26 protein-coding genes and 1 tRNA gene are annotated in these 25,144 nt (G+C 56.9%); 18 read left to right on the plus strand and 9 right to left on the minus strand.

The annotated features are described in order from the left end of the window. Positions 1-3: 3 nt before the first annotated feature. From rbsK to QN378_RS04730, 3 genes are read left to right on the plus strand one after another with little or no spacing between them, the layout of a single operon-like run. Positions 4-924, plus strand: coding sequence for a ribokinase (gene rbsK, locus QN378_RS04720; protein ID WP_322202679.1), 921 nt, complete (start codon positions 4-6; stop codon positions 922-924). Then, positions 921-1,325, plus strand: coding sequence for a D-ribose pyranase (gene rbsD / locus QN378_RS04725; RefSeq protein WP_322202681.1), 405 nt, complete (start codon positions 921-923; stop codon positions 1,323-1,325). The genes rbsK and rbsD overlap by 4 nt, the downstream gene beginning before the upstream one ends. A 42-nt stretch (positions 1,326-1,367) precedes the next feature. After that, on the plus strand, positions 1,368-2,396 hold the full coding sequence (locus tag QN378_RS04730; RefSeq protein ID WP_322202683.1) for a nucleoside hydrolase: 1,029 nt from the start codon (positions 1,368-1,370) through the stop codon (positions 2,394-2,396). Between the two features lie 52 nt (positions 2,397-2,448). Here the strand turns inward: QN378_RS04730 and QN378_RS04735 are convergent, their stop codons facing one another. After that, positions 2,449-2,643 (minus strand): hypothetical protein, encoded by a 195-nt coding sequence (locus QN378_RS04735; protein ID WP_322202685.1) that lies wholly within the window; start codon positions 2,641-2,643, stop codon positions 2,449-2,451. A 162-nt stretch (positions 2,644-2,805) separates the two neighbouring features. Here QN378_RS04735 and QN378_RS04740 point away from each other — a divergent pair, with 162 nt between their 5' ends. Together QN378_RS04740 and QN378_RS04745 are read left to right on the plus strand one after the other, a co-directional pair. Next, positions 2,806-3,111, plus strand: coding sequence for a hypothetical protein (locus QN378_RS04740; RefSeq protein ID WP_322206846.1), 306 nt, complete (start codon positions 2,806-2,808; stop codon positions 3,109-3,111). An 86-nt stretch (positions 3,112-3,197) separates the two neighbouring features. Next, positions 3,198-3,509 (plus strand): I78 family peptidase inhibitor, encoded by a 312-nt coding sequence (locus tag QN378_RS04745; RefSeq protein WP_323549397.1) that lies wholly within the window; start codon positions 3,198-3,200, stop codon positions 3,507-3,509. An 89-nt stretch (positions 3,510-3,598) separates the two neighbouring features. On the opposite strand, the gene QN378_RS04750 is transcribed toward QN378_RS04745, so the two are convergent. Both QN378_RS04750 and QN378_RS04755 read right to left on the minus strand, forming a co-directional pair. Then, a complete protein-coding gene (locus tag QN378_RS04750; RefSeq protein WP_003234260.1) occupies positions 3,599-3,811 on the minus strand; it encodes a cold-shock protein in 213 nt (70 codons plus the stop codon). 278 nt (positions 3,812-4,089) lie between these two features. Further along, complete coding sequence (locus QN378_RS04755; protein WP_322202689.1) at positions 4,090-4,395, minus strand: hypothetical protein; 306 nt, start codon at positions 4,393-4,395, stop codon at positions 4,090-4,092. 377 nt (positions 4,396-4,772) lie between these two features. Between QN378_RS04755 and thrS the strand changes: the two genes are divergently transcribed. The 13 genes from thrS (at position 4,773) to QN378_RS04820 (ending at position 17,348) form a co-directional block, all read left to right on the plus strand. After that, positions 4,773-6,695: a threonine--tRNA ligase gene (thrS, locus tag QN378_RS04760; RefSeq protein WP_322202692.1), complete on the plus strand. Its 1,923-nt coding sequence runs from the start codon at positions 4,773-4,775 to the stop codon at positions 6,693-6,695. Continuing rightward, positions 6,695-7,246 carry a translation initiation factor IF-3 gene (gene infC / locus QN378_RS04765; RefSeq protein WP_296251578.1) on the plus strand — a complete coding sequence of 184 codons (552 nt, stop codon included), beginning with the start codon at positions 6,695-6,697 and terminating at the stop codon, positions 7,244-7,246. The genes thrS and infC overlap by 1 nt, the downstream gene beginning before the upstream one ends. Positions 7,247-7,305: 59 nt before the next feature. Further along, the gene (gene rpmI / locus QN378_RS04770) at positions 7,306-7,500 is read left to right on the plus strand and encodes a 50S ribosomal protein L35 (protein WP_003442181.1); all 195 of its coding nucleotides are present in this window, start codon (positions 7,306-7,308) and stop codon (positions 7,498-7,500) included. 28 nt (positions 7,501-7,528) lie between these two features. Next, on the plus strand, positions 7,529-7,885 hold the full coding sequence (gene rplT, locus QN378_RS04775) for a 50S ribosomal protein L20 (RefSeq protein ID WP_322164815.1): 357 nt from the start codon (positions 7,529-7,531) through the stop codon (positions 7,883-7,885). Positions 7,886-7,990: 105 nt separating this feature from the next. Beyond that, the gene (pheS, locus tag QN378_RS04780; protein WP_322202694.1) at positions 7,991-9,007 is read left to right on the plus strand and encodes a phenylalanine--tRNA ligase subunit alpha; all 1,017 of its coding nucleotides are present in this window, start codon (positions 7,991-7,993) and stop codon (positions 9,005-9,007) included. A 36-nt stretch (positions 9,008-9,043) separates the two neighbouring features. Then, positions 9,044-11,422, plus strand: a complete 2,379-nt coding sequence (gene pheT, locus QN378_RS04785; RefSeq protein ID WP_322202696.1) for a phenylalanine--tRNA ligase subunit beta — start codon at positions 9,044-9,046, stop codon at positions 11,420-11,422. A 3-nt stretch (positions 11,423-11,425) separates the two neighbouring features. After that, the gene (ihfA, locus tag QN378_RS04790) at positions 11,426-11,728 is read left to right on the plus strand and encodes an integration host factor subunit alpha (RefSeq protein ID WP_002553164.1); all 303 of its coding nucleotides are present in this window, start codon (positions 11,426-11,428) and stop codon (positions 11,726-11,728) included. Further along, positions 11,709-12,065 (plus strand): MerR family transcriptional regulator, encoded by a 357-nt coding sequence (locus QN378_RS04795; protein ID WP_322202699.1) that lies wholly within the window; start codon positions 11,709-11,711, stop codon positions 12,063-12,065. The genes ihfA and QN378_RS04795 overlap by 20 nt, the downstream gene beginning before the upstream one ends. A gap of 87 nt (positions 12,066-12,152) precedes the next feature. After that, positions 12,153-12,229 (plus strand) — tRNA-Pro (locus tag QN378_RS04800). A 666-nt stretch (positions 12,230-12,895) separates the two neighbouring features. Further along, the gene (gene fae / locus QN378_RS04805; RefSeq protein WP_322202842.1) at positions 12,896-13,408 is read left to right on the plus strand and encodes a formaldehyde-activating enzyme; all 513 of its coding nucleotides are present in this window, start codon (positions 12,896-12,898) and stop codon (positions 13,406-13,408) included. 10 nt (positions 13,409-13,418) lie between these two features. Then, positions 13,419-14,453 carry an aldo/keto reductase gene (locus QN378_RS04810; RefSeq protein ID WP_322202844.1) on the plus strand — a complete coding sequence of 345 codons (1,035 nt, stop codon included), beginning with the start codon at positions 13,419-13,421 and terminating at the stop codon, positions 14,451-14,453. Then, positions 14,450-15,883 (plus strand): NAD-dependent succinate-semialdehyde dehydrogenase, encoded by a 1,434-nt coding sequence (locus tag QN378_RS04815; RefSeq protein ID WP_323549026.1) that lies wholly within the window; start codon positions 14,450-14,452, stop codon positions 15,881-15,883. Before QN378_RS04810 ends, QN378_RS04815 begins: the two co-directional genes overlap by 4 nt. Positions 15,884-15,983: 100 nt before the next feature. After that, on the plus strand, positions 15,984-17,348 hold the full coding sequence (locus QN378_RS04820) for an MFS transporter (RefSeq protein ID WP_322202848.1): 1,365 nt from the start codon (positions 15,984-15,986) through the stop codon (positions 17,346-17,348). A gap of 35 nt (positions 17,349-17,383) precedes the next feature. On the opposite strand, the gene QN378_RS04825 is transcribed toward QN378_RS04820, so the two are convergent. From QN378_RS04825 to QN378_RS04850, 6 genes are all read right to left on the minus strand, one after another. Further along, a complete protein-coding gene (locus tag QN378_RS04825; RefSeq protein WP_322202850.1) occupies positions 17,384-18,259 on the minus strand; it encodes a LysR substrate-binding domain-containing protein in 876 nt (291 codons plus the stop codon). Positions 18,260-18,486: 227 nt separating this feature from the next. Beyond that, positions 18,487-19,593 carry a hypothetical protein gene (locus tag QN378_RS04830; RefSeq protein ID WP_322206849.1) on the minus strand — a complete coding sequence of 369 codons (1,107 nt, stop codon included), beginning with the start codon at positions 19,591-19,593 and terminating at the stop codon, positions 18,487-18,489. A 161-nt stretch (positions 19,594-19,754) separates the two neighbouring features. Then, a complete protein-coding gene (locus QN378_RS04835; protein WP_323549023.1) occupies positions 19,755-21,401 on the minus strand; it encodes an ABC transporter ATP-binding protein in 1,647 nt (548 codons plus the stop codon). Positions 21,402-21,403: 2 nt separating this feature from the next. Further along, positions 21,404-22,240, minus strand: coding sequence for an ABC transporter permease (locus tag QN378_RS04840; protein ID WP_322202854.1), 837 nt, complete (start codon positions 22,238-22,240; stop codon positions 21,404-21,406). Next, a complete protein-coding gene (locus QN378_RS04845) occupies positions 22,237-23,190 on the minus strand; it encodes an ABC transporter permease (protein ID WP_322202856.1) in 954 nt (317 codons plus the stop codon). The genes QN378_RS04840 and QN378_RS04845 overlap by 4 nt, the downstream gene beginning before the upstream one ends. Positions 23,191-23,265: 75 nt before the next feature. Then, positions 23,266-24,900 (minus strand): ABC transporter substrate-binding protein, encoded by a 1,635-nt coding sequence (locus QN378_RS04850; RefSeq protein WP_322202858.1) that lies wholly within the window; start codon positions 24,898-24,900, stop codon positions 23,266-23,268. Between the last annotated feature and the right edge of the window lie 244 nt (positions 24,901-25,144).

Raw genomic sequence — 25,144 nt, forward strand, 5'->3', positions numbered from 1 at the left:
CGCATGCAAGCAAACGTAGTGGTAGTAGGCAGCCTGAACATGGACTTGGTCACTCGGGCAGAACGCTTGCCGCGCGCCGGTGAAACGCTGGCAGGTGAATCGTTCATCACTGTGCCGGGAGGTAAAGGCGCCAATCAAGCGGTCGCCGCGTCGCGGCTAGGCGCCCACGTTGCGATGGTGGGATGCGTCGGTGAAGACGCTTATGGCGAACAACTGCGTGCCGCGCTAGTGACTGAGCAGATCGATTGCACAGCGGTGACAACCGCGATCGGTATTTCCAGTGGCGTCGCGCTGATTGTGGTAGACGCCAGTAGTCAGAACGCGATTGTCATCGTGGCTGGCGGCAACGGTCGATTGACCCCCGAGGTAATGGCGGCCTTTGACGCCAAACTGGCCGAAGCGGACGTGATTATCTGTCAGCTTGAAGTACCGATGGATACCGTCGCTTACACCCTCAAGCGCGGTCGAGAACTGGGCAAGATCGTAATCCTCAATCCGGCTCCAGCCACAGGTCCATTACCAACTGCTTGGTTTCCGATGATCGACTATCTGATTCCCAACGAGAGCGAGGCCGCAGCGTTGAGCGGGCTGGCGGTGGATTCTCTGACATCTGCCGAAAAAGCCGCGAGCACACTGCTAAAGGCAGGCGTTGCAAGGGTCATCATCACTCTTGGGGCTCAGGGATTGTTGTTTGCTGACGGTCAATGCTTTCAACATTTTCCAGCGCCCAAGGTCCAACCGGTTGACACCACGGCGGCGGGAGACACCTTCGTTGGTGGTTTCGCAGCGGCTTTGGCGCAGGGCAAGAGCGAGGCGCACGCCATCGAGTTTGGTCAGATTGCTGCCGCGTTGTCGGTCACGCGGGCGGGAGCACAACCCTCCATTCCCACCTTTAATGACGTCCAGAGTTTCTATCTGCCATGAAAAAGACACCCCTGCTCAATATCGCTCTGTCGCGGGTAATCGCTTCGTTGGGGCATGGCGACATCCTGATGATTGTCGACGCCGGAATGCCGGTGCCGTCGGGCATCGAGTTGATCGATCTGGCGCTGACGCCAGGTATTCCCGATTTTGCCAGTGTGTTGCGGATCGTTCTGACAGAAATGCAGGTCGAGAGCCATGTGATTGCCGAGCAGATGCTGGATAAACAACCTCCGGCGTTAGTCGTTGTTGAGGGTTTGCATCTTCAAGGCGGCTTGGGTCAGCAGTGTTTGGTCAGTCATGAAGAACTTAAAAAGCTGAGCCGTTCTGCGCGAGCCATCGTGCGTACCGGTGAATGCCAGCCGTATACCAATATTGCTTTAGTCGCAGGCGTTACCTTCTAACGAGGCGTTAAGCGCTTAGCGCGTTTGAATAGGGAATTTCACATGCCACGCTATACCTATTACCTGCAGCAACTTGTTCGGAGTGTCGTGCTTTTGTCCTTACTCAGTGTTACCGCTGTGCAGGCGGCCGAAAAACGCAACCTGATCATCGATACCGATCCGGGCGCAGACGACTTAGTGGCGCTGCTTCTGGCATTGGCATCGCCTGAAGAACTGAACGTACTGGCGATCACCACGGTGGCTGGCAATGTGCGTCTGGATAAAACTTCACGCAATGCCCGGTTAGCCCGCGAATGGGCAGGGCGCGAAGAAGTGCCGGTCTACGCAGGCGCACCCAAGCCCTTGTTGCGTACGCCGATATACGCTGAGAACATTCATGGTCAAGAAGGCCTGCCTGGTGTTGCGGTGCATGAGCCCAAGGTGGGGCTGGCCAAAGGCAATGCGGTGGATTATCTGATAGAAACCCTGAGCAAAGCGCCGCCGCACAGTATTACCCTGGCGTTACTTGGCCCCGAGACCAATCTGGCGCTGGCATTGGTACAAGCGCCGGAAATTACTCAGGGCATTAAAGAGGTCATTGTCATGGGCGGCGCGCACTTCAACGGCGGCAATATCACGCCGGTTGCAGAGTTCAACATGTTTGCCGACCCCCACGCTGCTCAGATAGTGCTGGCCAGCGGCGTCAAGTTGACCTACATCCCGCTGGACGTCACCCATAAAATTCTCACCAGCGAGCTGCGGCTTAAGCAGATCGAGGCGTTAAACAATCAGGCGGGCAAATTAGTGGGCGATATTCTTAACGAATACGTCAAAGCGGACATGGTGCACTACGGCCTGCCGGGTGGGCCGGTACATGACGCCAGCGTGATTGCTTACTTACTCAAACCTGAGCTGTTCTCCGGTAAGCAAGTCAATCTGACTATCGACAGTCGCGAGGGTATTACGTTCGGCCAGACCGTGGTTGACTGGTACGACACGCTCAAACAAGACAAAAACGTATTCTGGGTTGAGAACGGCGATGCCCAAGGTTTTTTTGATCTGCTGACTACGCGACTGGGTCGTTTGAAGTAACACAGCTGGTTTCCTGAATGCGGTCGGCGAAAATGTCGTTGGCTAGCGACCTTTACTCATCAGTGTGTCCCGCCGGGTATCTCTCGAAAACTTGGCTGATAAATACTTGGGCGCTTTCGGTGCCCAGTTCTTTAACCAGCAGGTCTATGCCGATAATTGCCATTTCTTCGGCGCTACCGGGGCTATACGAGCATTGTCCCTGAGGCCATTTGGCCTTGATGTCAGCGTCGATTGATACGATTGCCATTTCTATCTCATTGATTCCAAAAAAAGGCTCGCGCAGCTATTTCGCAGCAATACCGCACGCTAAAGCGGGTCAGTAAAGCATCTTGACCATCATTTGACACTCAGACTTAGGCATGAAGCGAGGTTCATGCCAGACTTATTGAAAAGTTATGAGGTTGCCGACGTGCAAATTAATCTGAACAACCCTGCCAGTTTCACTTTAGATGCCGTGCGCCAACTGATCGCCGCAGGCAACGATGATGTTCACAACCAATTGCGCGTGACCAAGACCGGTAGCGCTTATATCTCGTCGTCGGCGGTAGGCGGTGTCGATATAGACGGCTTGCTGTTCCGCCTCGAAACATGGTCGGCGGGCTCCGGATGTGTAGGACCTATCCCCGCCAGCGATGCGGTGTGGGTCATGCAGATATTCAATGCGCTGAAGGACAATTGGGCTAATCCAAGGTTTGATTATGTGGATGTGTATTGAACACGTTTAGACACGATTGGATTGCGCGTCGGATAACCGGCTGAGGCAGACTCCCACCGAAAACCGTTTATTAGAAAGGAGGTTATATGCCTTGGAAGTTCGCACCGTTGGGGTGTCTCATCGCCGCAGCCGCACTGGCCGGGTGCAGCACTCAACCAGAACCGGTTCAGGCACCGGAAGCTGAGGTTGGGCACAGCAACTGCAACGCTGCCGCCGCTAATTTCGCGATCGGCAAGAAAGCATCCCCCGAACTGTTGGAGCAGGCTCGGATCAAGGCAGGGGCCTGGAGCGTTCGATTGCTAAAGCCCGATACCATCGTGACGCTGGATTACCGTTCGGACCGTTTGAATCTCAATACCGATGACTTGGCGATAATTAATCGGGTCAATTGCGGCTAACGCTGGGCGGGGCGCTTCTGTTTTGCCCATAAAAAACCCCGTCACGTGGACGGGGTTCTTCACAAACTCAAGAGCTTGGCTCGGGCAGATTACTCGCCGCGAACCTGAGCAGCTTGCATGCCCTTCTGGCCTTTCTCAGCCACGAACGAAACGGTCTGGCCTTCTTTCAGACTTTTGAAACCGTCGCTTTCGATAGCTTTGAAGTGTACGAACAGGTCGTCACCGCCACCCTGAGGAGTGATAAAGCCGAAGCCTTTTTCATCGTTGAACCATTTTACGGTGCCGGTTTGGCGATTAGACATGGTGTATCTCCAAGAACATAATTTTTCAGTAGTACTGTGCTGCTCAGGCCAACTGGGCACACCGAGGTATCATAGTCGAAATGTTTGGGTGTAGAGCGTTTTCGCACCATTGTTTACACACGCAATACACCTTAGGTAGGAGGCATTCCTGTTGAAAGCCCCGATCTACGGGGCTTTTACCCCATTTAGACAGCTTTAAAAAAATCCACTTTCGCTGTAAAAAAGTGAAAAAAAGCTATAAATCGGTCGGGTATTGCTCCTTTCGACCGCTAAATATTCTATTTTCGCGGGCACGCCGTATCGACTTCTTTCAGCAACTTCGCACGTGCAGCGCGGCCTGTTTCCGTTTGGTCATCAAGTGCCTTCATTTCGGCGGGGCTGAGTTTTTTCTCGGCGGTATCCGCCCCGCAGTCACAATGCGCCTGAGCTGAGGCCTGGCCGAGATTTTTGCTAGCAATACCAACGCAGTCATTAACGAATTGAGCGCGTCCACCACCTGGCCAAACGGCTTGAGCGGCGTGAGCGGCTAAAGGCAGCAGCATCGCGAGGGACGCGGCGAGGGTGAATAAGCGATAAGCGCGCATGCTTGAATACTCCTTGTGATGAGAGGGGCGTGTCACAACGTCACCCTATCTCTGAGGGTGATTTACCTCCTCTAGTTCAGTAAACGACTTTTTTCAGTTGTCTTCGGCGATTTGAGTTACATCGAAGCGTCCTTTATGGACATGTTGTGATAGCATGCGCGGCTGAATATCTAAGAGTGGCGGGTAAATGCTCAGCTGGTCTTTGTAATCGCTTTATTGGCTACATCCCCATTTTTCACTCCAGTCACTTTGGTTCGGTTAAACGGTTGGCCTTCGGGCTCCTGCCACTGTGAGGCAGGAATACCGCCGAATCTTGTACTGGCTCATCCCAACCCACGTGACCTTTGGTAGGGGTCACCACTAGGAGAGGAGGCGCCATGCCAACCATTACCCTTCCCGACGGTAGTCAGCGTTCGTTCGATCACCCGGTTTCAGTAGCCGAGGTAGCACTTTCAATTGGTGCGGGCCTGGCTAAAGCCACCGTGGCCGGTAAGGTCAACGGCCAACTGGTCGACGCCAGCGATCTGATTGAAGGCGATGTAAGCCTGCAAATCATCACCCCCAAGGATCAAGAGGGGCTGGAGATCATTCGCCACTCTTGCGCTCATTTGGTAGGGCATGCAGTCAAGCAGCTGTACCCAACGGCCAAAATGGTTATTGGGCCCGTGATCGACGATGGCTTCTATTACGATATCGCTTACGAGCGTCCTTTTACGCCTGACGATTTGGCAGCGATTGAGCAGCGTATGCTGCAACTGATTGAAAAAGATTACGATGTAGTCAAAAAAGTCACCGCACGCGCGGAAGTGATTGAGGTTTTCACTGCTCGCCACGAAGACTATAAGCTGCGTCTGGTGGAAGACATGCCCGAGCAACAGACCATGGGCCTGTATTACCACGAAGAATACGTTGATATGTGTCGCGGCCCGCATGTGCCGAATACACGTTTCCTCAAGTCGTTCAAGCTGACCAAGCTGTCTGGCGCCTACTGGCGTGGCGATGCGAAGAACGAACAGTTGCAGCGCATTTACGGCACTGCCTGGGCAGATAAAAAGCAACTGGCTTCTTATATACTGCGAATTGAAGAAGCTGAAAAGCGCGATCACCGCAAGATCGGCAAGCGCCTTGGGCTGTTCCATACCCAAGAAGAAGCGCCGGGCATGGTTTTTTGGCATCCGAACGGCTGGACCCTTTATCAAGTGCTTGAGCAGTACATGCGCAAAGTGCAGCGGGAAAACGGTTATCTGGAGATTAAAACTCCCCAGGTGGTCGATCGTTCCCTTTGGGAGAAATCCGGTCACTGGGCCAATTACGCCGAAAACATGTTTACCACGCAGTCTGAGAACCGCGACTACGCCATTAAGCCGATGAACTGCCCGTGCCATGTGCAGGTATTCAATCAAGGTCTGAAGAGCTATCGCGAATTGCCGATGCGTTTGGCGGAATTTGGCGCATGCCACCGCAATGAGCCATCAGGTGCTTTGCACGGCATCATGCGGGTACGTGGTTTTACTCAGGATGACGCGCACATCTTCTGTACTGAAGAGCAAATGCAGGCCGAGTCGGCTGCGTTCATCAAATTAACGCTGGATGTCTATGCGGATTTCGGTTTCAAGGATATCGAACTCAAGCTGTCGACCCGTCCTGAAAAGCGCGTAGGTTCAGATGATTTGTGGGATCGTGCAGAAAAAGCACTGGCTGCCGCACTCGACATCGCTGGTTTGCCGTATGATCTGCAACCCGGCGAGGGAGCCTTTTATGGTCCCAAGATAGAATTTTCGTTGAAAGATTGTCTAGGTAGGGTATGGCAATGCGGTACGTTGCAGCTCGATTTCAACCTGCCAATCCGCTTGGGTGCCGAGTATGTTTCGGAAGATAACAGCCGCAAGCACCCGGTCATGTTGCACCGTGCAATTCTCGGTTCCTTCGAGCGTTTCATCGGCATTTTGATCGAGCATTACGAAGGTGCTTTCCCGGCCTGGTTGGCACCTACTCAGGCAGTGATCCTCAATATCACTGATAAACAGGCAGATTTTGCCCTTGAAGTAGAAAAAACTCTGTCTGAAAGCGGGTTTCGTGCCAAGTCTGACTTGAGAAATGAAAAGATCGGCTTTAAAATCCGCGAGCATACTTTGCTCAAGGTTCCTTATCTCTTGGTTATTGGAGATCGAGAAGTCGAAATGCAAACTGTCGCTGTGCGGACACGTGAAGGCGTAGACCTGGGTTCAATGCCGGTCGCGCAATTCGCTGAATTTCTCGCTCAAGCGGTTTCCCGGCGTGGTCGCCATGATTCGGAGTAATTATTATTAAGCGTGAAATGAGACAAGATAAACGAGCTGCACCGAAGGCCCCGATCAACGAGAATATCTCAGCACGCGAGGTTCGGTTAATTGGCGCTGACGGCGAGCAGATTGGCATCGTCTCGATTGATGAAGCGCTTCGTATTGCTGAAGAAGCCAAGCTCGATCTGGTAGAAATTTCTGCCGACGCAGTACCTCCAGTTTGCCGTGTGATGGATTACGGCAAATCGATCTTTGAGAAGAAGAAGCAGGTTGCTGCAGCGAAGAAGAACCAGAAGCAGGTCCAGGTAAAAGAAATCAAGTTTCGTCCAGGGACGGAGGAAGGGGATTACCAGGTAAAACTGCGCAACCTGGTACGTTTCCTGAGTGATGGGGACAGGGCCAAGGTGTCGTTAAGATTCCGTGGTCGTGAGATGGCCCACCAGGAGCTGGGGATGGAATTGTTGAAGCGGGTTGAAGGTGACTTGCTTGAATACGGTTCGGTCGAACAGCATCCTAAGATGGAAGGACGCCAACTGATTATGGTCATCGCCCCGAAAAAGAAGAAGTAACCACCAGGGCACGGCAGGCCTTACGGTTATGTTTATCAACTGAATGCGGAGTACCGAACATGCCAAAGATGAAAACGAAAAGTGGTGCAGCTAAGCGGTTTTTGAAAACGGCTAATGGCATCAAGCACAAACACGCTTTTAAGAGCCACATTCTGACCAAGATGTCCACTAAGCGTAAACGTCAATTGCGCGGTAGCAGCTTGCTGCATCCGTCCGACGTCGCGAAAGTGAAGCGCATGCTGCGTCTTTGCTAATCCTGGTCAAGAATAGAGGAAGTAACTCATGGCTCGTGTAAAGCGTGGCGTTGTCGCCCGTAAACGTCACAAAAAAATTCTGAAACTTGCTAAAGGCTACTACGGCGCGCGTTCACGCGTATTCCGTGTTGCCAAACAAGCGGTAATCAAGGCAGGCCAATACGCCTACCGTGACCGTCGTCAGAAAAAACGTCAGTTCCGCGCTCTGTGGATTGCTCGTATCAACGCTGGTGCTCGTGTTAACGGTCTGTCTTACAGCCGTTTCATCGCCGGTCTGAAAAAAGCCTTCATCGAGATCGACCGTAAGGTTCTGGCTGATCTGGCTGTGAACGAAAAAGCTGCGTTTGCTGCGATTGTCGAGAAAGCTAAAGCCACTTTGGCCTAAGTCCCCGACAATCACTGAGCCCGGTTTCCGGGCTTAGTGTTAAACGTCATAAATAGGGGAAGAGCCTTTTAAGCTCTTCCCCTATTTCGTATCTGGAGTCTGTACATGGAAAACCTGGATGCGCTGGTCTCTCAAGCACTTGAGGCCGTGCAACACGCTGAAGACATTAATGCCCTGGAGCTAATTCGGGTTCAGTTCCTTGGCAAGAAAGGCGAGTTGACTCAGGTGATGAAGACCCTGGGGAATTTGCCGGCTGAAGAGCGTCCGCAAGTCGGTGCGCTGATCAACATCGCCAAGGAGCGCGTTACAGAGGTTCTCAATGCGCGTAAAGCATCGTTGGAGCAAGCGGAGCTTACCGCCAAGCTCGCGGCTGAATGCATTGATGTGACCCTGCCGGGCCGTGGACAAATCTCGGGAGGTTTGCACCCGATTACCCGAACGCTAGAACGGATCGAGCAATTCTTCACTCATATTGGCTACGGCATTGCCGAAGGTCCGGAAGTCGAAGACGATCACCACAATTTCGAGGCGCTCAACATCCCCGGCCACCACCCGGCTAGGGCGATGCATGACACCTTTTATTTCAATGCGAACATGCTGTTGCGCACCCACACCTCACCGGTGCAAGTGCGAACCATGGAGACGCAAAAGCCGCCTATTCGCATCGTCTGCCCAGGCCGGGTTTACCGCTGTGATTCGGATATAACTCACTCGCCGATGTTCCATCAGGTTGAAGGGTTGTTGATAGACCGCGACATCAATTTCGCCGACCTGAAAGGCACCATTGAAGAATTCCTGCGTGTGTTCTTCGAAAAAGAATTGGCGGTGCGTTTCCGCCCCTCCTTTTTCCCATTTACTGAACCGTCGGCAGAAGTCGATATTCAATGTGTGATGTGCAGCGGCAAAGGCTGCCGTGTTTGCAAGCAAACCGGCTGGCTGGAAGTCTTGGGTTGCGGCATGGTCCATCCCAACGTACTGCGGATGTCCGGCATCGACCCCGAAGAGTTCCAGGGCTTTGCATTCGGCATGGGCGTAGAGCGTTTGGCCATGCTGCGTTACGGCGTTAATGACTTGCGTCTGTTCTTCGACAACGACTTGCGGTTCCTCGCGCAATTTCGCTAGGTCGCACGTTCGTAACGAATCTTTCAGGAGAGCAGGATGAAATTCAGTGAACAATGGCTGCGCGGCTGGGTAAGCCCGCAAGTATCCCGCGACGAACTGGTCGCGCGTCTATCAATGGCCGGTCTTGAGGTCGACAGCGTTACGTTGGCCGCCGGCGAATTCACCGGCGTGGTAGTCGGCGAAGTGCTGAGCACCGAGCCGCACCCGGATGCTGACAAATTGCGCGTTTGCCAAGTCAGCAATGGCGTCGAAACCTTTCAAGTGGTGTGTGGCGCGCCGAATGTGCGCCCTGGCTTGAAAGCTCCGTTCGCCATGATTGGGGCTAAGCTGCCCGGCGACTTCAACATCAAAAAGGCCAAGCTGCGCGGCGTTGAATCCAACGGCATGCTGTGTTCCGAGTCTGAGCTGCAAGTGGGCGAAGGTAATGATGGGTTGATGGAGCTGCCTGCTGATGCGCCAGTGGGGCAGGACATTCGTGTCTATCTCCAACTGGAGGACGCGAGCATCGAAGTTGATCTGACGCCCAACCGTGGAGATTGCCTGTCGGTGGCAGGTCTGGCACGTGAGGTGGGGGCGTTATACGCCGCTGAGGTCAAACGCCCGGTAGTGGCTGTTGTGCCTGCTGTACACGATGAAGTGCGTCCAGTCGAAGTATTGGCCACTGCGGCCTGCCCTCGTTATTTAGGGCGCGTAGTGCGTAATGTCGATTTGTCCCGGCCAACGCCGCTGTGGATGGTCGAACGCCTTCGTCGTTCCGACGTGCGCAGCATTGATGCCGCCGTCGATATCACCAACTACGTGATGCTTGAACTCGGTCAACCGCTGCACGCATTCGACCTCGCCGAAATTAACGGTGGCATTCGTGTGCGAATGGCCGAAGAGGGCGAGAAGCTGGTTCTGCTGGATGGTCAGGAAGTCAGCTTGCGGGCAGACACACTGGTCATTGCCGACCACGACCGCGCCTTGGCCATTGCCGGCATCATGGGCGGCGAGCACAGCGGTGTCAGTGCCAAAACAAAAGATGTCTTCCTGGAAGCTGCGTTTTTCGATCCGATCATGGTCGCTGGCAAGGCTCGTTCCTACGGGCTGCACACCGATGCTTCGCACCGCTACGAGCGTGGCGTTGACTGGCAACTGGCCCGCGAGGCAATGGAGCGCGCCACAGGCCTGTTGCTGGAAATCACTGGCGGCGAGCCAGGCCCGATCATTGAGGCGGTCAGCGAGAAAGACCTGCCATCGATAGACCCTGTTGTCCTGCGTGCCGACCGCATCACCCAGATGCTCGGTATGGAAATGGACCCGGTTGAAGTCGAGCGTTTGCTCGTCGGCCTAGGCCTTAAAGTGGCCTCCGATACCGTGGGCCAATGGCTCGTTGAAGTGCCGAGTCATCGATTCGACATCAGCCTGGAAGTCGACCTGATTGAAGAGTTGGCCCGCTTATATGGTTACAACCGTCTGCCGGTTCGGTACCCGCAAGCGCGTTTGGCACCGCAAGCCAAAGCTGAAGCGCAAGCTGATCTGCCGCTTCTGCGTCGTTTGTTGGTGGCACGCGGTTATCAAGAAGCGATTACATACAGTTTTATCGATCCCAAGTGGTTCGAACTGTTTAACCCCGGCGTCGAGCCGCTATTGCTGGCCAACCCGATCTCGGTCGACATGGCTGCCATGCGTTCTTCGTTATGGCCAGGTCTGATCAAGGCGTTGCAACACAACCTCAATCGTCAGCAAGACCGCGTGCGCATGTTCGAAAGCGGTCTGCGATTTGTCGGCCAATTAGATAGTTTGAAGCAAGAACCTATGCTCGCTGGCGTCATCTGCGGCAGCCGTCTACCTGAAGGCTGGGCTCAAGGTCGGGACACCGTTGATTTCTTCGACGTCAAAGCGGATGTTGAAGCAGTGCTTGGCTTTGCCGGTGCCCTTGACGCGTTTACTTTCACATCAGGTCAGCACCCTGCGCTGCATCCTGGTCAGACCGCTAGAGTCGAACGTGATGGCCGCGAAGTCGGGTTTATCGGCGCTTTACACCCTGAGCTGACAAAAACCTTGGGTCTTGATCGTCCCGTGTTCGTCTTTGAATTGCTCCTGGCCGAAGTCGCCTTGGGTCGCTTGCCGAAATTCCAAGAGCTTTCACGCTTCCCGGAAGTTCGTCGCGATCTCGCCCTCGTTGCTGATAGCGACGTCGCAGCGAGTGCAGTATTGGATGTAATCCGTGAAAATGCAGGCGAATGGCTTACAGACCTCAGGCTATTTGACGTGTATCAAGGTAAAGGTGTTGATCCACATAGAAAAAGTCTTGCTGTCGGCTTGACCTGGCAGCATCCATCACGCACTCTTAATGACGATGAGGTAAATGCGACGACGCATAATATCCTCACCTCTCTCGAGGAAAGGTTAAACGCCACGTTAAGGAAGTAGCGTATGGGGGCTCTGACTAAAGCTGAGATGGCCGAACGCTTGTATGAAGAGCTAGGCCTGAACAAACGGGAAGCCAAGGAACTGGTTGAGCTTTTCTTTGAGGAAATCAGGCACGCATTGGAAGATAACGAACAGGTCAAATTGTCCGGTTTTGGCAACTTTGATCTGCGCGATAAACGCCAGCGGCCTGGTCGAAATCCAAAGACGGGAGAAGAAATCCCGATTACGGCTCGCCGTGTGGTCACCTTTCGTCCAGGGCAGAAGTTGAAGGCCCGAGTTGAGGCTTATGCTGGAACCAAGTCATAACGACGAGCTACCGCCCATTCCAGGCAAACGCTACTTCACTATTGGTGAAGTCAGCGAGCTCTGTGCGGTAAAACCGCATGTGTTGCGTTATTGGGAGCAGGAGTTTCCTCAACTCAACCCGGTCAAGCGTCGCGGAAATCGCCGGTATTATCAGCGCCAAGACGTACTGATGATCCGGCAGATCCGCGCCTTGCTTTACGACCAAGGCTTCACCATTGGCGGTGCGCGCTTGCGCATGTCCAGCAATGAAGCCAAGGACGACACGACCCAGTACAAACAAATGATCCGTCAGATGATTTCCGAACTGGAAGATGTATTGGGCGTTCTTCGCAAGTGATTGGCGGTTGCATGCTTTATTAATTCAAAGACTTGGGCTATATTCCTGATCCTCTTTCGCAGATGCGAAAACAGATTCACGCCTAGTCGGGGCGTAGCGCAGTCCGGTAGCGCACTAGCATGGGGTGCTAGGGGTCGAGTGTTCGAATCACTCCGTCCCGACCATATAATTCAAGGGGTTGCGAGATTTTATCTCGCGACCCCTTTTTATTTTTGTTCGTTTTTACCCCCCACAAAATTACTGGCTCTGGGTAGATTCGTCACGGCTTCGTGTGAGCGGACGCCAGCACGCGCGTGTGGTCTCTGTGCCAATGATCTTTGGCCTTCTCTTCCGTTCCAGACGCTCCTAAGGTCTGCGACCGATCTGGCTGGAAGGTTAATCATCAGCTTGCCTGTCTAAAGTCGCTCAAGTCTTCCAGCGTGCCTGGTAGTCGAACTTGGGCGGCATCGGATCAGATAGCTGCCGGGAACCAGGCTGCGCAGGTCGTAGCCCATCATCAACAATCCCTCCGAAGGCATGGCAGCGGTCTACCAGGCTGGGCTATTTGGCGAATAATTGGACTCTGCCAGTACCGCACGGAAGTTCTGGATATGAGGGAAACTCATGCCCCCATGACTTTTAATGGTTATAGCCCCACCAACGCCCGGTGTTAAAAATCGCAAACACAGCTCATCAACAACAAAAAGAGCGTTTGCAATCATGACTAAGCCTCACTGCCGCGTCCTCGCCAGCCTTGTGCTGCACTTTTCGTATCCCGACGTTTGCCACCCGATCTTTACGATTCGCGTGCGCTTCTGATCACCCGAAAAATCCAAAAAGAGTAACGACTCATGAAAGAACTCGACCTGTACATCGGTGAAGGTTTCGAAGGCCCTGGCGTGAACGCCGCGCACATCAACATTCTGATCGGCCCGCGCAACGGTCCGGCGGGGCAAGCGTTTGCCAATAGCCTGGCGTCGCCAAGCCAAGGCCATTGCCCGTTTATGGTGATCGCCCAGCCCAATATTCCGGTCAAGCCGATGACCCTTTACGTCAACAAAGCCGCGATCAGCAGCGACTTGCACGGCAACGCTACGTGGGGCGCATCCCAGGCCGGTATTGCCAAGGCTGTGTTGGAAGCACTGCTGGACGGAACCTTGCCGCCGGAAGCCGAAGACGAGTGGGCCATCGTGACCGCTAACTGGGTCAACCCGGCCTGCGATGACCTCGATGCGGTCTTCCTGAACAACTACAACGCCTGCCGCACCGCAATCCGCGCCGCTCTGACCGGCAAGCCGGAAACCGCGCAACTGGCGGATGTGGTCGATCACATCAGCAACCCTTTCTACACACCAAAAGCCTGAGGTCTGCGCCATGCAATACATTCGTTTGGGCAACTCCGGCCTGCAAGTCTCCCGCCTGTGCCTGGGCACCATGAACATGGGCACTCCGGACTGGAAACCGTGGATTTTCGATGAAAAGCAAAGCGAGCCGATCGTCGCCCACGCCCTCGACAACGGGGTGAATTTCATCGACCTGGCGGACTTTTATTCCGCTGGTGTTGGCGAGGAAGTGGTGGGGCGCATCGTCAAGCGTCTGGCCCGTCGCGAAGACCTGGTGATCACCACCAAAGTCGGCTACGGCACCCGCAACGGCATCAACGCCAGCGGCCATTCACGCAAGCACATCATGGACAGCATCGACGCCTCGCTGAAGCGTCTGAGCATGGATTACGTTGATGTGTTCATGCTGCATTACTTCGACGTGAACACCCCGGTTGAAGAAACCATGAGCGCGATGAACGATATCGTTCGTTCCGGTAAGGCCCGTTACATCGGTGTCTCGACCATGCTCACCGGGCAACTGGCGAAGATCCTTATGGCCTGCGAGCGCAATGGCTGGGTCAAGCCGATCAACATGCAGCTGCAATTGAACTGCGCCTACCGTGAAGAGGAGCGCGAGATGATCCCGTTCTGCCGCGATCAGGGCCTCGGCGTTTCGGTGTTCAGCCCATTGGCTCGCGGCTTGCTGACCGGCGACGTGCAGTCGACGCGCAACCAGACCGACTTCTTCACGCAGCAAATGTACAGCGACGAAGCCTCGTTCGAGATCGCTCATTCGGTGCAGCGTGTGGCCCGCGCCCGTGGGGTGTCGAATGCGCAGATCGCTCAAGCCTGGGTCGCCAACCATCCGGGTGTCGATTGCATGCTGGTCGGCGCCGACACCACTGCGCAGTTTGACAGTGCCCTGGCGGCGCTGGAGACCAAACTCGATGGGGAAGAACTGCAGGAACTGGAGCGCAACTATACCCCGTGCGACGTGATCAACGATTACACCGCCGGCAAACGCATCCTGCGCTCGGCTCGCCCGGGTTTGGAACGCTTTACTCTGACCGAGGCTGTGGCATGAGCACGCTGATCCGTAACGGCAACTTCATCGACGGCCAATGGTCGAGCGGTGGTGCGACCTATCCGGTATTGAACCCGGCCAATGGCGAAGTGATCGCCGACGTGCAAAAGGCCGGCGCCGAAGAAACCAACCTCGCCATCGCTGCGGCCAATCGCGCCTTGCCGACCTGGCGAAAACTGACTGCCAAAGAACGCAGTCAGCGCCTCAAGCGCTGGGGCGAACTGATGCTGAGCAACCAGAAAGATCTGGCCACTTTGCTCAGCCGCGAGCAGGGCAAGCCGCTGGCCGAAGCCATGGGCGAAGTGGTCTACGCCGCAAGCTTTCTGGAGTGGTTCGCCGAAGAAGCCAAGCGCGCTTACGGCGACGTGATCCCGAGCCACAAGGCTGATGCGCGGATCATCGTGGTCAAGGAAGCTATCGGCGTGGTTGCGGCGATCACCCCTTGGAACTTCCCGCTGGCGATGGTCACGCGCAAGGTCGGTCCGGCGCTAGCGGCAGGTTGCACAATGATTCTCAAACCTTCGGAGGAGACGCCGTTGTCAGCCTTCGCCTTGGCGGTGCTGGCCGAGCAGGCGGGGATCCCGCCCGGCGTATTCAACGTTATTTCCGGTGACGCCGTAGCGATTGGCGGGGCGCTGCAAGCTTCCAGCATCGTGCGCAAACTCTCGTTCACCGGCTCGACTCGTACCGGCAAACTGCTGATGCGCCAAGCGGCGGATACGCTGAAGAAAGTCTCGCTGGAACTGGGCGGCAACGCGCCGTTCATTGTCTTCGACGATGCTGATCTGGACGCTGCGGTCAAAGGCGCGATGGCCTCGAAATTCCGCAACACCGGGCAGACCTGCGTCTGCGTGAACCGTTTTTTTATCCAGGACGGCGTCTACGAAGCTTTCACCGGCAAACTCGCCGAAGCGGTAGCCGCGATGCGCGTCGGCAGTGCGTTGGACGGTGAAACCGAGCAAGGTCCGCTGATCAACGCCGCGGCGTTGGCCAAGGTTGAGTTGCACGTGAGTGACGCCTTGGAAAAGGGCGCGACGCTGTTGTGTGGCGGTCGTCGTCATGCGCTGGGCGGCACGTTCTACGAACCGACCATCCTCACCGACGCCAACAGCGACATGCTGATCGCCCAGGATGAAACCTTTGGCCCGGTGGCCGCGTGCTTCCGTTTCAAGGACGAAGCCGAAGTGTTGCAACGGGCGAATGACACGCCTTACGGATTGTCGGCGTACTTCTACAGCCGCGATATCGGCCGCGTCTGGCGCATGGCCGAAGGCCTGGAGGCCGGTATGGTCGGGATCAACGAAGGAATTATCTCCACGGAAGTCGCCCCTTTCGGCGGCATCAAGGAATCCGGCCTGGGTCGCGAGGGCTCCAAGTATGGCTTGGAGGACTACCTGGAAATCAAATACCTGTTGATGGGTGGCCTCTAACCTCCAACCGTACTCCCTATGGGAGCGAGCGAGCTCACTCCCATAGGTTCGAGCGTTACCGATTTTATTTCTCCGTCAATAACAACAATTGGAGACGAACATGTCCGCTCAGCCGATAAAGATCGATGACCTGCCCATCGGGCGCTTCCATATCAAAATTGCAGGCCTCACGTTCGGCGCGCACTTCACCGACGGCTACATTCTCGGCCTGATCGGTATCGCTTTCACCCTGCTCAGCCCGCAGATGCACCTCGATGCATTCTGGCAAGGCTTGATTGGCGCCTCGGCACTGATTGGCTTGTTCCTCGGCAGCCTGTTCTTCGGCTGGATCTCCGACAGGGTCGGCCGACAGAAAATCTTCCTCGTCAGTTTTGTGCTGATCACCATTGCCTCGATGATGCAGTTCTACGCTGAAACTGCGATGCAACTGTTTCTCTGCCGGGTGCTGATCGGCATCGGACTGGGCGGCGACTTCAGCGTCGGCCACGCAATGCTCGCCGAGTTCTCGCCAAAAAAACATCGGGGTGTGTTGCTCGGTTCATTCAGCGTTATCTGGACTTTCGGCTATGTCGCGGCGACCTTCGTCGGCACTGCGATGCTCCACCTCGGCGATGACGCCTGGCGCTGGATGCTGGCCTCTTCAGCCATCCCGGCAGCGTTCATCCTGATCGCGCGGATTGGCACGCCCGAGTCACCGCGCTGGTTGGTCAATCAGGGGCGGGTCGCCGAAGCACGGGCGATCGTCAAAAAACACCTGGGCGATAACGTCGAACTCGACGAAAGCCGCTCCACTGAAACCCGTTCCGGCTACGCGGTGCTGTTCAGCCGCGAATACCGCAAGCGCACGGCGTTCAACTGCCTGTTCTTCGTTTGCATCGTGATGCCGTACTTTGCGATCTACACGTTCCTGCCGTCGATTCTGCAGAAGATGGGCTTGGCCGAGGGCTTTGGCACCGAGCTGATGCTGAATATGCTGCTGATCCTCGGCGCGTTGATCGGGATCTGGTGCACGGTGAAATTCTCGCGCCGGGGCTTCCTGATCAACTCGTTCATCATCCTCGCGGTGGCGTTGTTCTTGTTGGCGGCGTTGCCGGGCAGTGCGGCGTTTCTGATGGTGCTGGTGTTCGGCGTGTTCACGCTGGTGCTGTCGGCGGTGAGCAACCTGGTGGGCGTGTTCCCGGCCGAGAGTTTCCCGACCGAAGTGCGGGCCAGCGGGATAGGACTGGCAACAGCAGTGAGTCGCCTGGGCTCGGCGGTCAGCACCTTTCTGTTGCCGGTGAGCGTGGCCGGGATTGGCTTGAGTCCGACCATGGGCATCCTGGCGACGATTCTCGCACTGGGCGCGATCATTTCCTGGGCCTGGGCGCCGGAGACCAAATCCCTGACGCTGAGCCAGGCGTGCAAGGCGCAGAGCCCGGTGGAGAGCGGTGCGACAGCCACAACAAAGGTTGCAGCCCCAGTCTAAAAAACACCGACATCCCACATTGGGATGTCGGTGTTTCACGGCTTACCGACCAACCCCAACCACTGCGTAAACAACCGCACCTTCGACAATTCCTGCTTATCATTCGCCACATCCAGCCAATACCCATAAGGCCCGAGCACTTCCACCGCAGTGATCGGCAACAGGCTGCCATTCGCCAACTCCTTTTCAATCATCTGCCGGTCAATCACCGCCAATCCACCACCGGCCAGTGCCGTGTGAATCACTTGGTCCAGCGTGCTGAATTCCAGCCCTTGCCCGGCCTCTACATCTTCGCGGCCCATCACCGCCAACCAGTTCTCCCACACCTTCAAGCGCTTGCCGTTATGCAGGATGTGCAGCAGCGGGAACTGTCGCAGATCTGGCGGCTGGCCGTTGACGAACAACTCCGGGCTGGCCACCGCCATGTGCCGTTCCATCACCAGCAACTGACTGCTGCAATGGTTGGCCGCATCGAGGCCGAAACGAATGTGGCAGTCGATTTCCGCGAGGCTGTCGTAGCCGTTCTGATGGGTCACGCTGAGGCTGATGTCCGGGTAGCGTTGGCAGAATGTGCGCAGGTGCGCCGACAACCAGCGCGTGGCCCAAGTCGGTGGTGCGACGATGCGCAGGTGTTGGCGCAGGTTGGGCACACGCACCGCTTGCAGGGCGCGTTCGACGTGGTCGAACGCATCGCTCAATTGCGGGGAGAGGGCGAGGCCGGTTTCGGTCAGCGACAGGCCTCGGGGTGTGCGGATGAATAGCGTCACACCGAGATAATCCTCAAGCTGCTTGATCTGACGGCTGACCGCGCCTTGGGTGACGTTCAACCCCAAAGCCGCCTGGCTGAAACTGCGATGCCGTGCGACTTCTTCAAAGACGCGCAGCATGTTGAGCGAAGGCAGTTGACGCATGAAAGGGTGACTCCGGACCTGATATTGACGCCGGGAAACGTCGGGCAGGCTTATTGTTTTTGTTGAGGGTTTTGTAGGGCGTATCTGACACCTCTGGCACAGGCTGATGCAAGTGCTGTTTGGGCTGACGTTTTCGCGAGCAAGTCCGCTCCCACCGGTTATGCGCTAAACCTGCGGGAGCGGGCTTGCGTGCGAAGAGACCTCGAGAACCTCCAAAATAATCGGGATCAGAAGTAATACCCAATGTTCGTGTACAGCTGATTCTCCCACTGGTTACTACCCCCGGCCCCCAGGCTTTGGGTGTAACTGCTGCCACCGATGTACGGATCGTTCTTGCCGTACAACCATTCTGTCGCGATCCACAGTTTGCTGAAGGAAAACGAGGTTCCCAGGATCAATCGCTGCGACGTCTTGAACGCGTCGGCGGATTTGTCGAAGGCGCTGTAGTTGGCGTACAGCTTCACGCCGCTGATCTGGTCGAACAGGTATTTGCCGTCGACGTCGTAGCTCAGGTCGGCGACGTACAAATTGCCGCGACTGGCGACGTTGTAAGTGCCGTCGTAACCGCCGAGAGTGACCACCTCATCAGTGCCGGCGTTGCGTGGCGACATTTGCTGGCGTGCCGCTTGCAGTTGTACGCCCCACGGGCCGTTTTTGCCGATGTAGTGCACGGCCACGGCGTTGCGCCGGCCATTGTTGTCGGTATCACGGTTTTCCAGGGTGGAGGTCAGACCGGAGAGCCCGACTTCGGATTTCCATGGCCCCAAGTCCAGCACCTTGGCCACGCGCAGCACCACGGTGTTGCGTTCCTGATTGTTGCTGCCGTCAGTGACATAACTGTCGGCTTTGGACACGACGCTGGAGTAGGTATCGCCATTGCTGGTGCCTTTGCCTTGCCACGCCGGGCGCAGGTAGTAACCGGCCTGGATGTTCCAGTCGCCGCTTTGCTGAATGTACTTGGCGCCGATTTGTTCCACGTCTTCCAAGCCGACCACGTTGCCCAGGGTTTCGTAGAAGGTGCTGCCGAAGTACGGCTGCAAACCGAACGGCACCTGGTTCAGGCCGACCTGGACTTGCTGGTCGGGGTTGAATTTGTAGCCGACCCACGCCGATTCGGCGAACTGCACGTCACCGACATTATTCGTGTACTGGTAAGGGTAGGCCCGCCCATAGAAACGGTACTTGGCCGCGCCGATCCAAGTGTTGGAGTTGTACTTGGCGGTGATGAACGCGGTGTCGAAGTTAAACTTCTGGATGTCGCGATCCGGGTCATAGTCCCAGCGCGCTCGGACGGCGCCGCCGAGGTCGAGGTTTTCAGTGATTTGAATCGCCATGGCCGGCGCCGCGAAGGCACCGAGCAGTGGAATGAGAGCGATGGAACGGACCGCAATCTGGGTAGTTGTGCGCACAGTAATACTCCTGTTTTTTTAGTTATCGTTGGTAACAGCAGCCCATGGCGCAGCGAACGCCGCTACCTGGGAAAAGGATTGTTGAATCAGTTGGTTTGCGGTCGGATCAGCCTCAGCGTTGGTTCGATGGCAGACACCTCCGGGATCGCCGAAGCACCGGGTGCCGCCGCGAGCAAGGTCTGGGTGTAGGTATTTTGCGGTCGCAACAACACCTGTTCCGCCGTGCCGTATTCCACCACTTCGCCCTGGCGCATCACCGCGATGTAGTCACTGATCTGCGCCGCCACGCGCAGGTCGTGGGTGATGAACAAAATGCTCAGGTTGAGGCGTTGTTGCAGCTCGGCGAGCAGCTCCAGCACCTGCTTTTGCACCGAGACATCCAGCGCCGAGACGCTTTCATCGGCGATTAACACTTCCGGGCGCATCGCAAGGGCGCGGGCGATGCCGATGCGCTGGCGCTGGCCCCCGGAGAACTGCCGAGGCTTGCGCTTGAGCGCATCACGTTTGAGCCCGACCTGTTCCAGCAAGTCACCGGCCTCGGTCCACGCATCCTTGGCGGACAACCCGCGCAGTTGGGCCGCGCGAGCGATGATGTCGCCGACCCGATGCCGTGGATTGAGCGAGCCGTAAGGGTCCTGGAATATCATCTGAATCCGCCGCCGATTGGCCGCCAACGCAGAACCGCGCAACGCGAGGAAATCGGTGTCACCGACCCATACGTGTCCGCTGTCGCTTTCCACCAGCCGAATCGCCGCTTTCACCAGGGTGCTTTTGCCCGAGCCAGACTCGCCAACAATCGCCAACGTCTTGCCCCGTGGCAGTTGCAGCGAGACATCCTTGAGCGCCGGGATCAACTGGCCACCGACGTTGTAGGTTTTGGTCAGGTGCTCGATGCGCAATGCCAACTCACCGTCCGCGCACGGTGCGTGCAACTCTGGGTGCAGGGCCGGAACAGCGGCAATCAACTTGCGGGTGTACGGGTGTTTCGGCGCATTCAGCACTTGATCGCGCTCACCGATTTCCACCAGCACACCGCCCTCCATCACCGCGATGCGGTCAGCGATTTGCGCCACTACGCCGAAGTCGTGGGTGATGAACAGAATGCCGTGCTGACCACGACCGCGCAGGTCGCTGACCAGTTTCAGCACCTGGGCCTGTGTGGTCACATCCAGCGCAGTAGTCGGTTCGTCGGCAATCAGCAAGTCCGGGTTCATCGCCAGCGCCATGGCAATCACCACTCGTTGACATTGGCCGCCCGAGAGTTGATGCGGGAAGCTGTTGGCGATCCGTGGCGGGTCGGGCAATTGGGTGGAGTCAAGCAGGGCGAGCATGCGTTCGCGGCGCTCCATGGCGGGCATCTGCGGCGCGTGAATGTCGAAAATTTCCTCGACCTGCTGACCAATGCGGATCGCCGGGTTGAGCGCCGCCATCGGCTCCTGGAAAATCATGGCAATGCGGTTGCCGCGCAACCGGCGCAGGGAGTGTTCGTCCATGCGGCAGATGTCGTTACCGAGGAAATCGATCACCCCTTCGCTGTGGCGCAGGCCCTTGGCGTAGTCGCCCATGATCGCGGCCGAGAGCACCGATTTACCGGAGCCGGACTCGCCGATCACACAAAGAATTTCACCTTTGCGTACGTCGAGGCTGATGCCTTTTACGGCATGGCTACGGTCGGCGCCAGCGGGCAGTTCGATGGAGAGGTTCTCTACGCGCAGTACTTGCAGTTGACTCATGCTCAACTCCTTGTGCCTTTCTGGGCGTGTTCGTCCAGACCGTCCGCCAACAGGCTCAGGCCCAGCATCAGGGTGGAGATAGCAATGCACGGGAAGATCACCAAGTGCGGGAAGGCGATGGCCATGCTGCGGCCTTCGTTGATCATGCCGCCCCAGTCCGGAGTCGGCGGTGGCAGCCCGAGGCCGAGGAAGCCAAGGGCGCCGATCATGATTGCGGTGTAACCGATGCGCAGGCAGAAATCGACGATCAGCGGGCCGCCGCAGTTGGGCAGGATTTCCACCAGCATGATTCGTAGCGAGCCTTCACCCTGAGTAATGGCACTGAGCACGTAGTCTCGGGAGCGGATGTCGATGGTCAGTGCCCGCATGATCCGGAAGATTGCCGGGGCGCTGGTGAAGGTCACTGCAATCAGGATATTCAGCGCTGAGGCGCCGAGGGCGATGATGATCACGATGTACAACACCAGCACCGGGAACGACAGGACAGTGTCGGCGACGTAAGACAGCAGCGCATCGACCCAGCCATTGAAGTAACCGGCGCACAGGCCCATTGCGATGCCGACGCCGAACGCGGTAAGGGTCGCCAAAATCGACCAGAACAACACGGTGCGCGTGCCCCAGATCAGCCGCGACAGAATGTCCCGACCCATCATGTCGGTGCCCAGCAGGAAGCGCAGGCCGTCGCTATCCGGAGTCATCGGCGTCAGCAGCGGGGTGAAGCTTTCCAGTGGGTCGTGGGGCGCCAGCCACGGCGCGAACAGCGCCATCAGCACCCAGCCGCCGACCAGCAGCAAACCGAGCAATGCCAAGGGATGTTTGAACGCTTTGAGAAAGTTCATTCGCCACCTCCGGCAAGACTGCGCAACGTTATGCGCGGGTTGAGCCAGGTGTAGGCCAGGTCAGAGAAGATTTTGGTCGCGCCGACCACGATGCCGCTGATCATCGCGCAGGCTTCGATCAGGTAGACGTCATGGTTCAGCGAAGCGGTATATAGCAGTGAGCCGAAACCTTTGTAGGCGAAGAACACCTCGACCACGATCACGTTCGACAGCAGCCACGGGATGTACAGCATGATGACGGTGATCGGCGCGATCAGCACGTTGCGCAACGCATGGCGCAGCACGATCCGCGAAGTGGACGCGCCTTTGAGGCGTGCAGTACGGATGTAAGGCGCTTGCATCACTTCGACCATCGAGGCCCGAGTGATCCGCGCCAGATAACCTATGCCGAACAGGCACAGCACCATCAGCGGCAACGCCAGTTCCCTTGGGTTGAAGCCGTCGCTCATGCTGCTCACGCCCGGCAGCCAGTTGAGCCAGAACACGAAGATCGCCGAGACGAACACCGCACTGGCGAAGTCCGGGATCGAGGTGGTGACGATCGATAGAAACGACACCAACCGATCCACTGCCGAGCCCTGACGAATTCCGGCCAGGATGCCGAGTGTCAATGCCACCGGCACCATCACCGCCAACGCCAGGCCCGCAAGGATCAGGGTGTGCCCGAGGTTCGGCAGCAGCAGGTCAATCACCGGCTCCCGAAAGTGCACCGAGGTGCCCCAGTCGCCTTGGAGGAAATCCTTCAGCCACACCAGATAGCGCCAGACGAAGGGTTGGTTGTAACCGTGTTCCACCAGCCACGCGGCGCGTTGGTCGGCGGCGGAGTAGGGGCCGAGGACGTTGATCGCGACGTCCTCGATGTTTAGTTCCAGGGCCAGGAACACGATCACTGACACCGACAGCAAGGTTGCCGCCAGCGCCAATATCTTGCGCAATAGAAATTCAGCCATGCTTGCACGCTCCGGCTAATCAAGAGATAGCGGCCCGCCGCATCTGAGTGGGCGGGGTCGTTGGCGGCGCGTGAATCAGGCGCTCAACCAGACTTGATCCATTGGGTAGAAGTCTGACGGGTGAACCTGAAACCCCTGGACCTTCTTGCTCGCGGCAGTGAACTTGTCGCCCCAGAACGGCTGGACCATGACGCAGGCGTCTTGCAGGATCTGCTCGACGCTTTGCATCGCCACCGCCCGTTGTTGCGGGTCGATGATGCCCATGGCTTTATCCAGCGCGGCGTCGAACGCCGGGTCGCTGAAATGGCTTTCGTTCCAGGCTGCGCCGCTGCGGTAGGCCAGTTCCAGCGACATCACGCCGAGCGGGCGATGCGCCCAGTAGGTCAGGCTGAACGCGGCTTTGTCCCAGATCGGCCAGTATTGAGTGGCCGGGATCACCTTAAGGTTGATGCGGATGCCGGCCTCGGCGCAGTTTTGCTGCAGGATCTGTGCGCAATCCTGTTCGTAGCGACCCTGGGTGTTGCCGACGATCAGGTCGATGTCGATACCGTTCGTATGACCGGCTTCAGCGAGGAGTTTTTTCGCTCCAGCCACGTCACGAGCGCGTTTAGGCAGCGGAAAGTATTCTGGGTGCGACGGGGCAACATGGTGGTCTTCGCCCAGGGTGCCCATGCCGCGATAGGCGATTTTGAGCATCTGAGCGTTGTCGGCGCAGAGCACCACCGCTTTGCGAATCCGCACGTCATCGAATGGCTTCTGGTCGCAAGCCATGCGCATCACGATGGTTTGCGCCGATTTACAGGTCAGCAACTGCGCGCCCGGCAAGCGTTTGGCCAGGTCGAGCTCGGCCACGGTCACCCGGTACAACACGTCCACTTGCCCGGCCTGCAATGCGGCGAGGTGGGTGGAGATGTCGGTGCCCATGTCGACGTAGCGCAACTCGTCGAGGTTGGCCGATTTGCGCCAGTAATCGGCACGCTTGGCGAAGGTCGCCTGCTTGTTGACCGCAAACGACACCAGTTTGAACGGCCCGGTGCCCAGCGGATTTTTCGCCCAATCGTCACCTGCCTTGAAGCTACGGTGAACGATGGCGCAAGTGAAGGCGTTGAGCATCTCCGGGATCGCCAGCATCGGCCGCTTCAACACCAGACGGAACTGGAAGTCGCCGACTTTTTCGAAGGCAGTGATGTTCTGGAACGCGGTGCGGTTGACCGACTTGGAATCGGCGGCAATCCAGCGCTCGATGTTGTGCTGCACGTCCTCGACGTTGAAGCTGTCGCCGTTGCTCCACTTCACGTCCTGGCGCAAGTTGAAGGTCCATATCTTGAGGTCTGCGGACGGGCTCCAGCTCTCGGCCAGGTACGGGTGAGTGATGTTATCGGCATCGACCCAGGTCAGGAATTCCAGGGAGTTGCGCAGCAGGTTCGACGCTTCGATCCAGGTGATCAGCATAGGGTCCTGGATTTCCTGGATGGCGCAGGCAAACCGCAGGCTACCGCCCTGGCGCGGCGTCACCGCATCGGCGGCGTGGGCTGAATTACCGAGCAGCGCGGAGCCGAGAAAGGTGCTGGCGCTGGCGACAGTGATGCCCAGCAGCGCGGCAGTGCGCAGGAACTGGCGACGATTGACCTCGCCCTTTTTGACTTGGGTGCACAGGTCGTTTACCGCTGGATGCGGCAGGGCGCCGTCCAGTGTCATTAAGTCTTTCATATGCCTCTCCGATAACGTGCAAAAGTGCGTTTTTCGACTGGCCGCAGAGGGGGCGAGCGGCAGACGCGGTCGGTTTTCGATGAACCGAAACTGTCAGTGGCAAGCACCGCGAAGGCGCAGGCGTGCCGGGCGTGAAGCCGGCAGCAGAACGAGGCGCAACGAAATCAGGAGGACGGAGGCGGGGTAGGACATAGGGCTGCTCTCATGTTGTTTTTATTAGAGATGCCCGCAGTTTTGTCATCTG

It is taken from the genome of Pseudomonas sp. 10S5 (assembly GCF_035019745.1).
Lineage (GTDB): Bacteria > Pseudomonadota > Gammaproteobacteria > Pseudomonadales > Pseudomonadaceae > Aquipseudomonas.

Coding starts and splice junctions, on each gene's coding strand:
- rbsK (WP_322202679.1), top strand. CDS start 4: ATGCAAGCAAACGTAGTGGTAGTAGGCAGCCTGAACATGGACTTGGTC.
- rbsD (WP_322202681.1), top strand. CDS start 921: ATGAAAAAGACACCCCTGCTCAATATCGCTCTGTCGCGGGTAATCGCT.
- QN378_RS04730 (WP_322202683.1), top strand. CDS start 1,368: ATGCCACGCTATACCTATTACCTGCAGCAACTTGTTCGGAGTGTCGTG.
- QN378_RS04735 (WP_322202685.1), bottom strand. CDS start 2,643: ATGGCAATCGTATCAATCGACGCTGACATCAAGGCCAAATGGCCTCAG.
- QN378_RS04745 (WP_323549397.1), top strand. CDS start 3,198: ATGCCTTGGAAGTTCGCACCGTTGGGGTGTCTCATCGCCGCAGCCGCA.
- QN378_RS04750 (WP_003234260.1), bottom strand. CDS start 3,811: ATGTCTAATCGCCAAACCGGCACCGTAAAATGGTTCAACGATGAAAAA.
- QN378_RS04755 (WP_322202689.1), bottom strand. CDS start 4,395: ATGCGCGCTTATCGCTTATTCACCCTCGCCGCGTCCCTCGCGATGCTG.
- thrS (WP_322202692.1), top strand. CDS start 4,773: ATGCCAACCATTACCCTTCCCGACGGTAGTCAGCGTTCGTTCGATCAC.
- rpmI (WP_003442181.1), top strand. CDS start 7,306: ATGCCAAAGATGAAAACGAAAAGTGGTGCAGCTAAGCGGTTTTTGAAA.
- rplT (WP_322164815.1), top strand. CDS start 7,529: ATGGCTCGTGTAAAGCGTGGCGTTGTCGCCCGTAAACGTCACAAAAAA.
- pheS (WP_322202694.1), top strand. CDS start 7,991: ATGGAAAACCTGGATGCGCTGGTCTCTCAAGCACTTGAGGCCGTGCAA.
- pheT (WP_322202696.1), top strand. CDS start 9,044: ATGAAATTCAGTGAACAATGGCTGCGCGGCTGGGTAAGCCCGCAAGTA.
- ihfA (WP_002553164.1), top strand. CDS start 11,426: ATGGGGGCTCTGACTAAAGCTGAGATGGCCGAACGCTTGTATGAAGAG.
- QN378_RS04795 (WP_322202699.1), top strand. CDS start 11,709: ATGCTGGAACCAAGTCATAACGACGAGCTACCGCCCATTCCAGGCAAA.
- fae (WP_322202842.1), top strand. CDS start 12,896: ATGAAAGAACTCGACCTGTACATCGGTGAAGGTTTCGAAGGCCCTGGC.
- QN378_RS04810 (WP_322202844.1), top strand. CDS start 13,419: ATGCAATACATTCGTTTGGGCAACTCCGGCCTGCAAGTCTCCCGCCTG.
- QN378_RS04815 (WP_323549026.1), top strand. CDS start 14,450: ATGAGCACGCTGATCCGTAACGGCAACTTCATCGACGGCCAATGGTCG.
- QN378_RS04820 (WP_322202848.1), top strand. CDS start 15,984: ATGTCCGCTCAGCCGATAAAGATCGATGACCTGCCCATCGGGCGCTTC.
- QN378_RS04825 (WP_322202850.1), bottom strand. CDS start 18,259: ATGCGTCAACTGCCTTCGCTCAACATGCTGCGCGTCTTTGAAGAAGTC.
- QN378_RS04830 (WP_322206849.1), bottom strand. CDS start 19,593: ATGGCGATTCAAATCACTGAAAACCTCGACCTCGGCGGCGCCGTCCGA.
- QN378_RS04835 (WP_323549023.1), bottom strand. CDS start 21,401: ATGAGTCAACTGCAAGTACTGCGCGTAGAGAACCTCTCCATCGAACTG.
- QN378_RS04840 (WP_322202854.1), bottom strand. CDS start 22,240: ATGAACTTTCTCAAAGCGTTCAAACATCCCTTGGCATTGCTCGGTTTG.
- QN378_RS04845 (WP_322202856.1), bottom strand. CDS start 23,190: ATGGCTGAATTTCTATTGCGCAAGATATTGGCGCTGGCGGCAACCTTG.
- QN378_RS04850 (WP_322202858.1), bottom strand. CDS start 24,900: ATGAAAGACTTAATGACACTGGACGGCGCCCTGCCGCATCCAGCGGTA.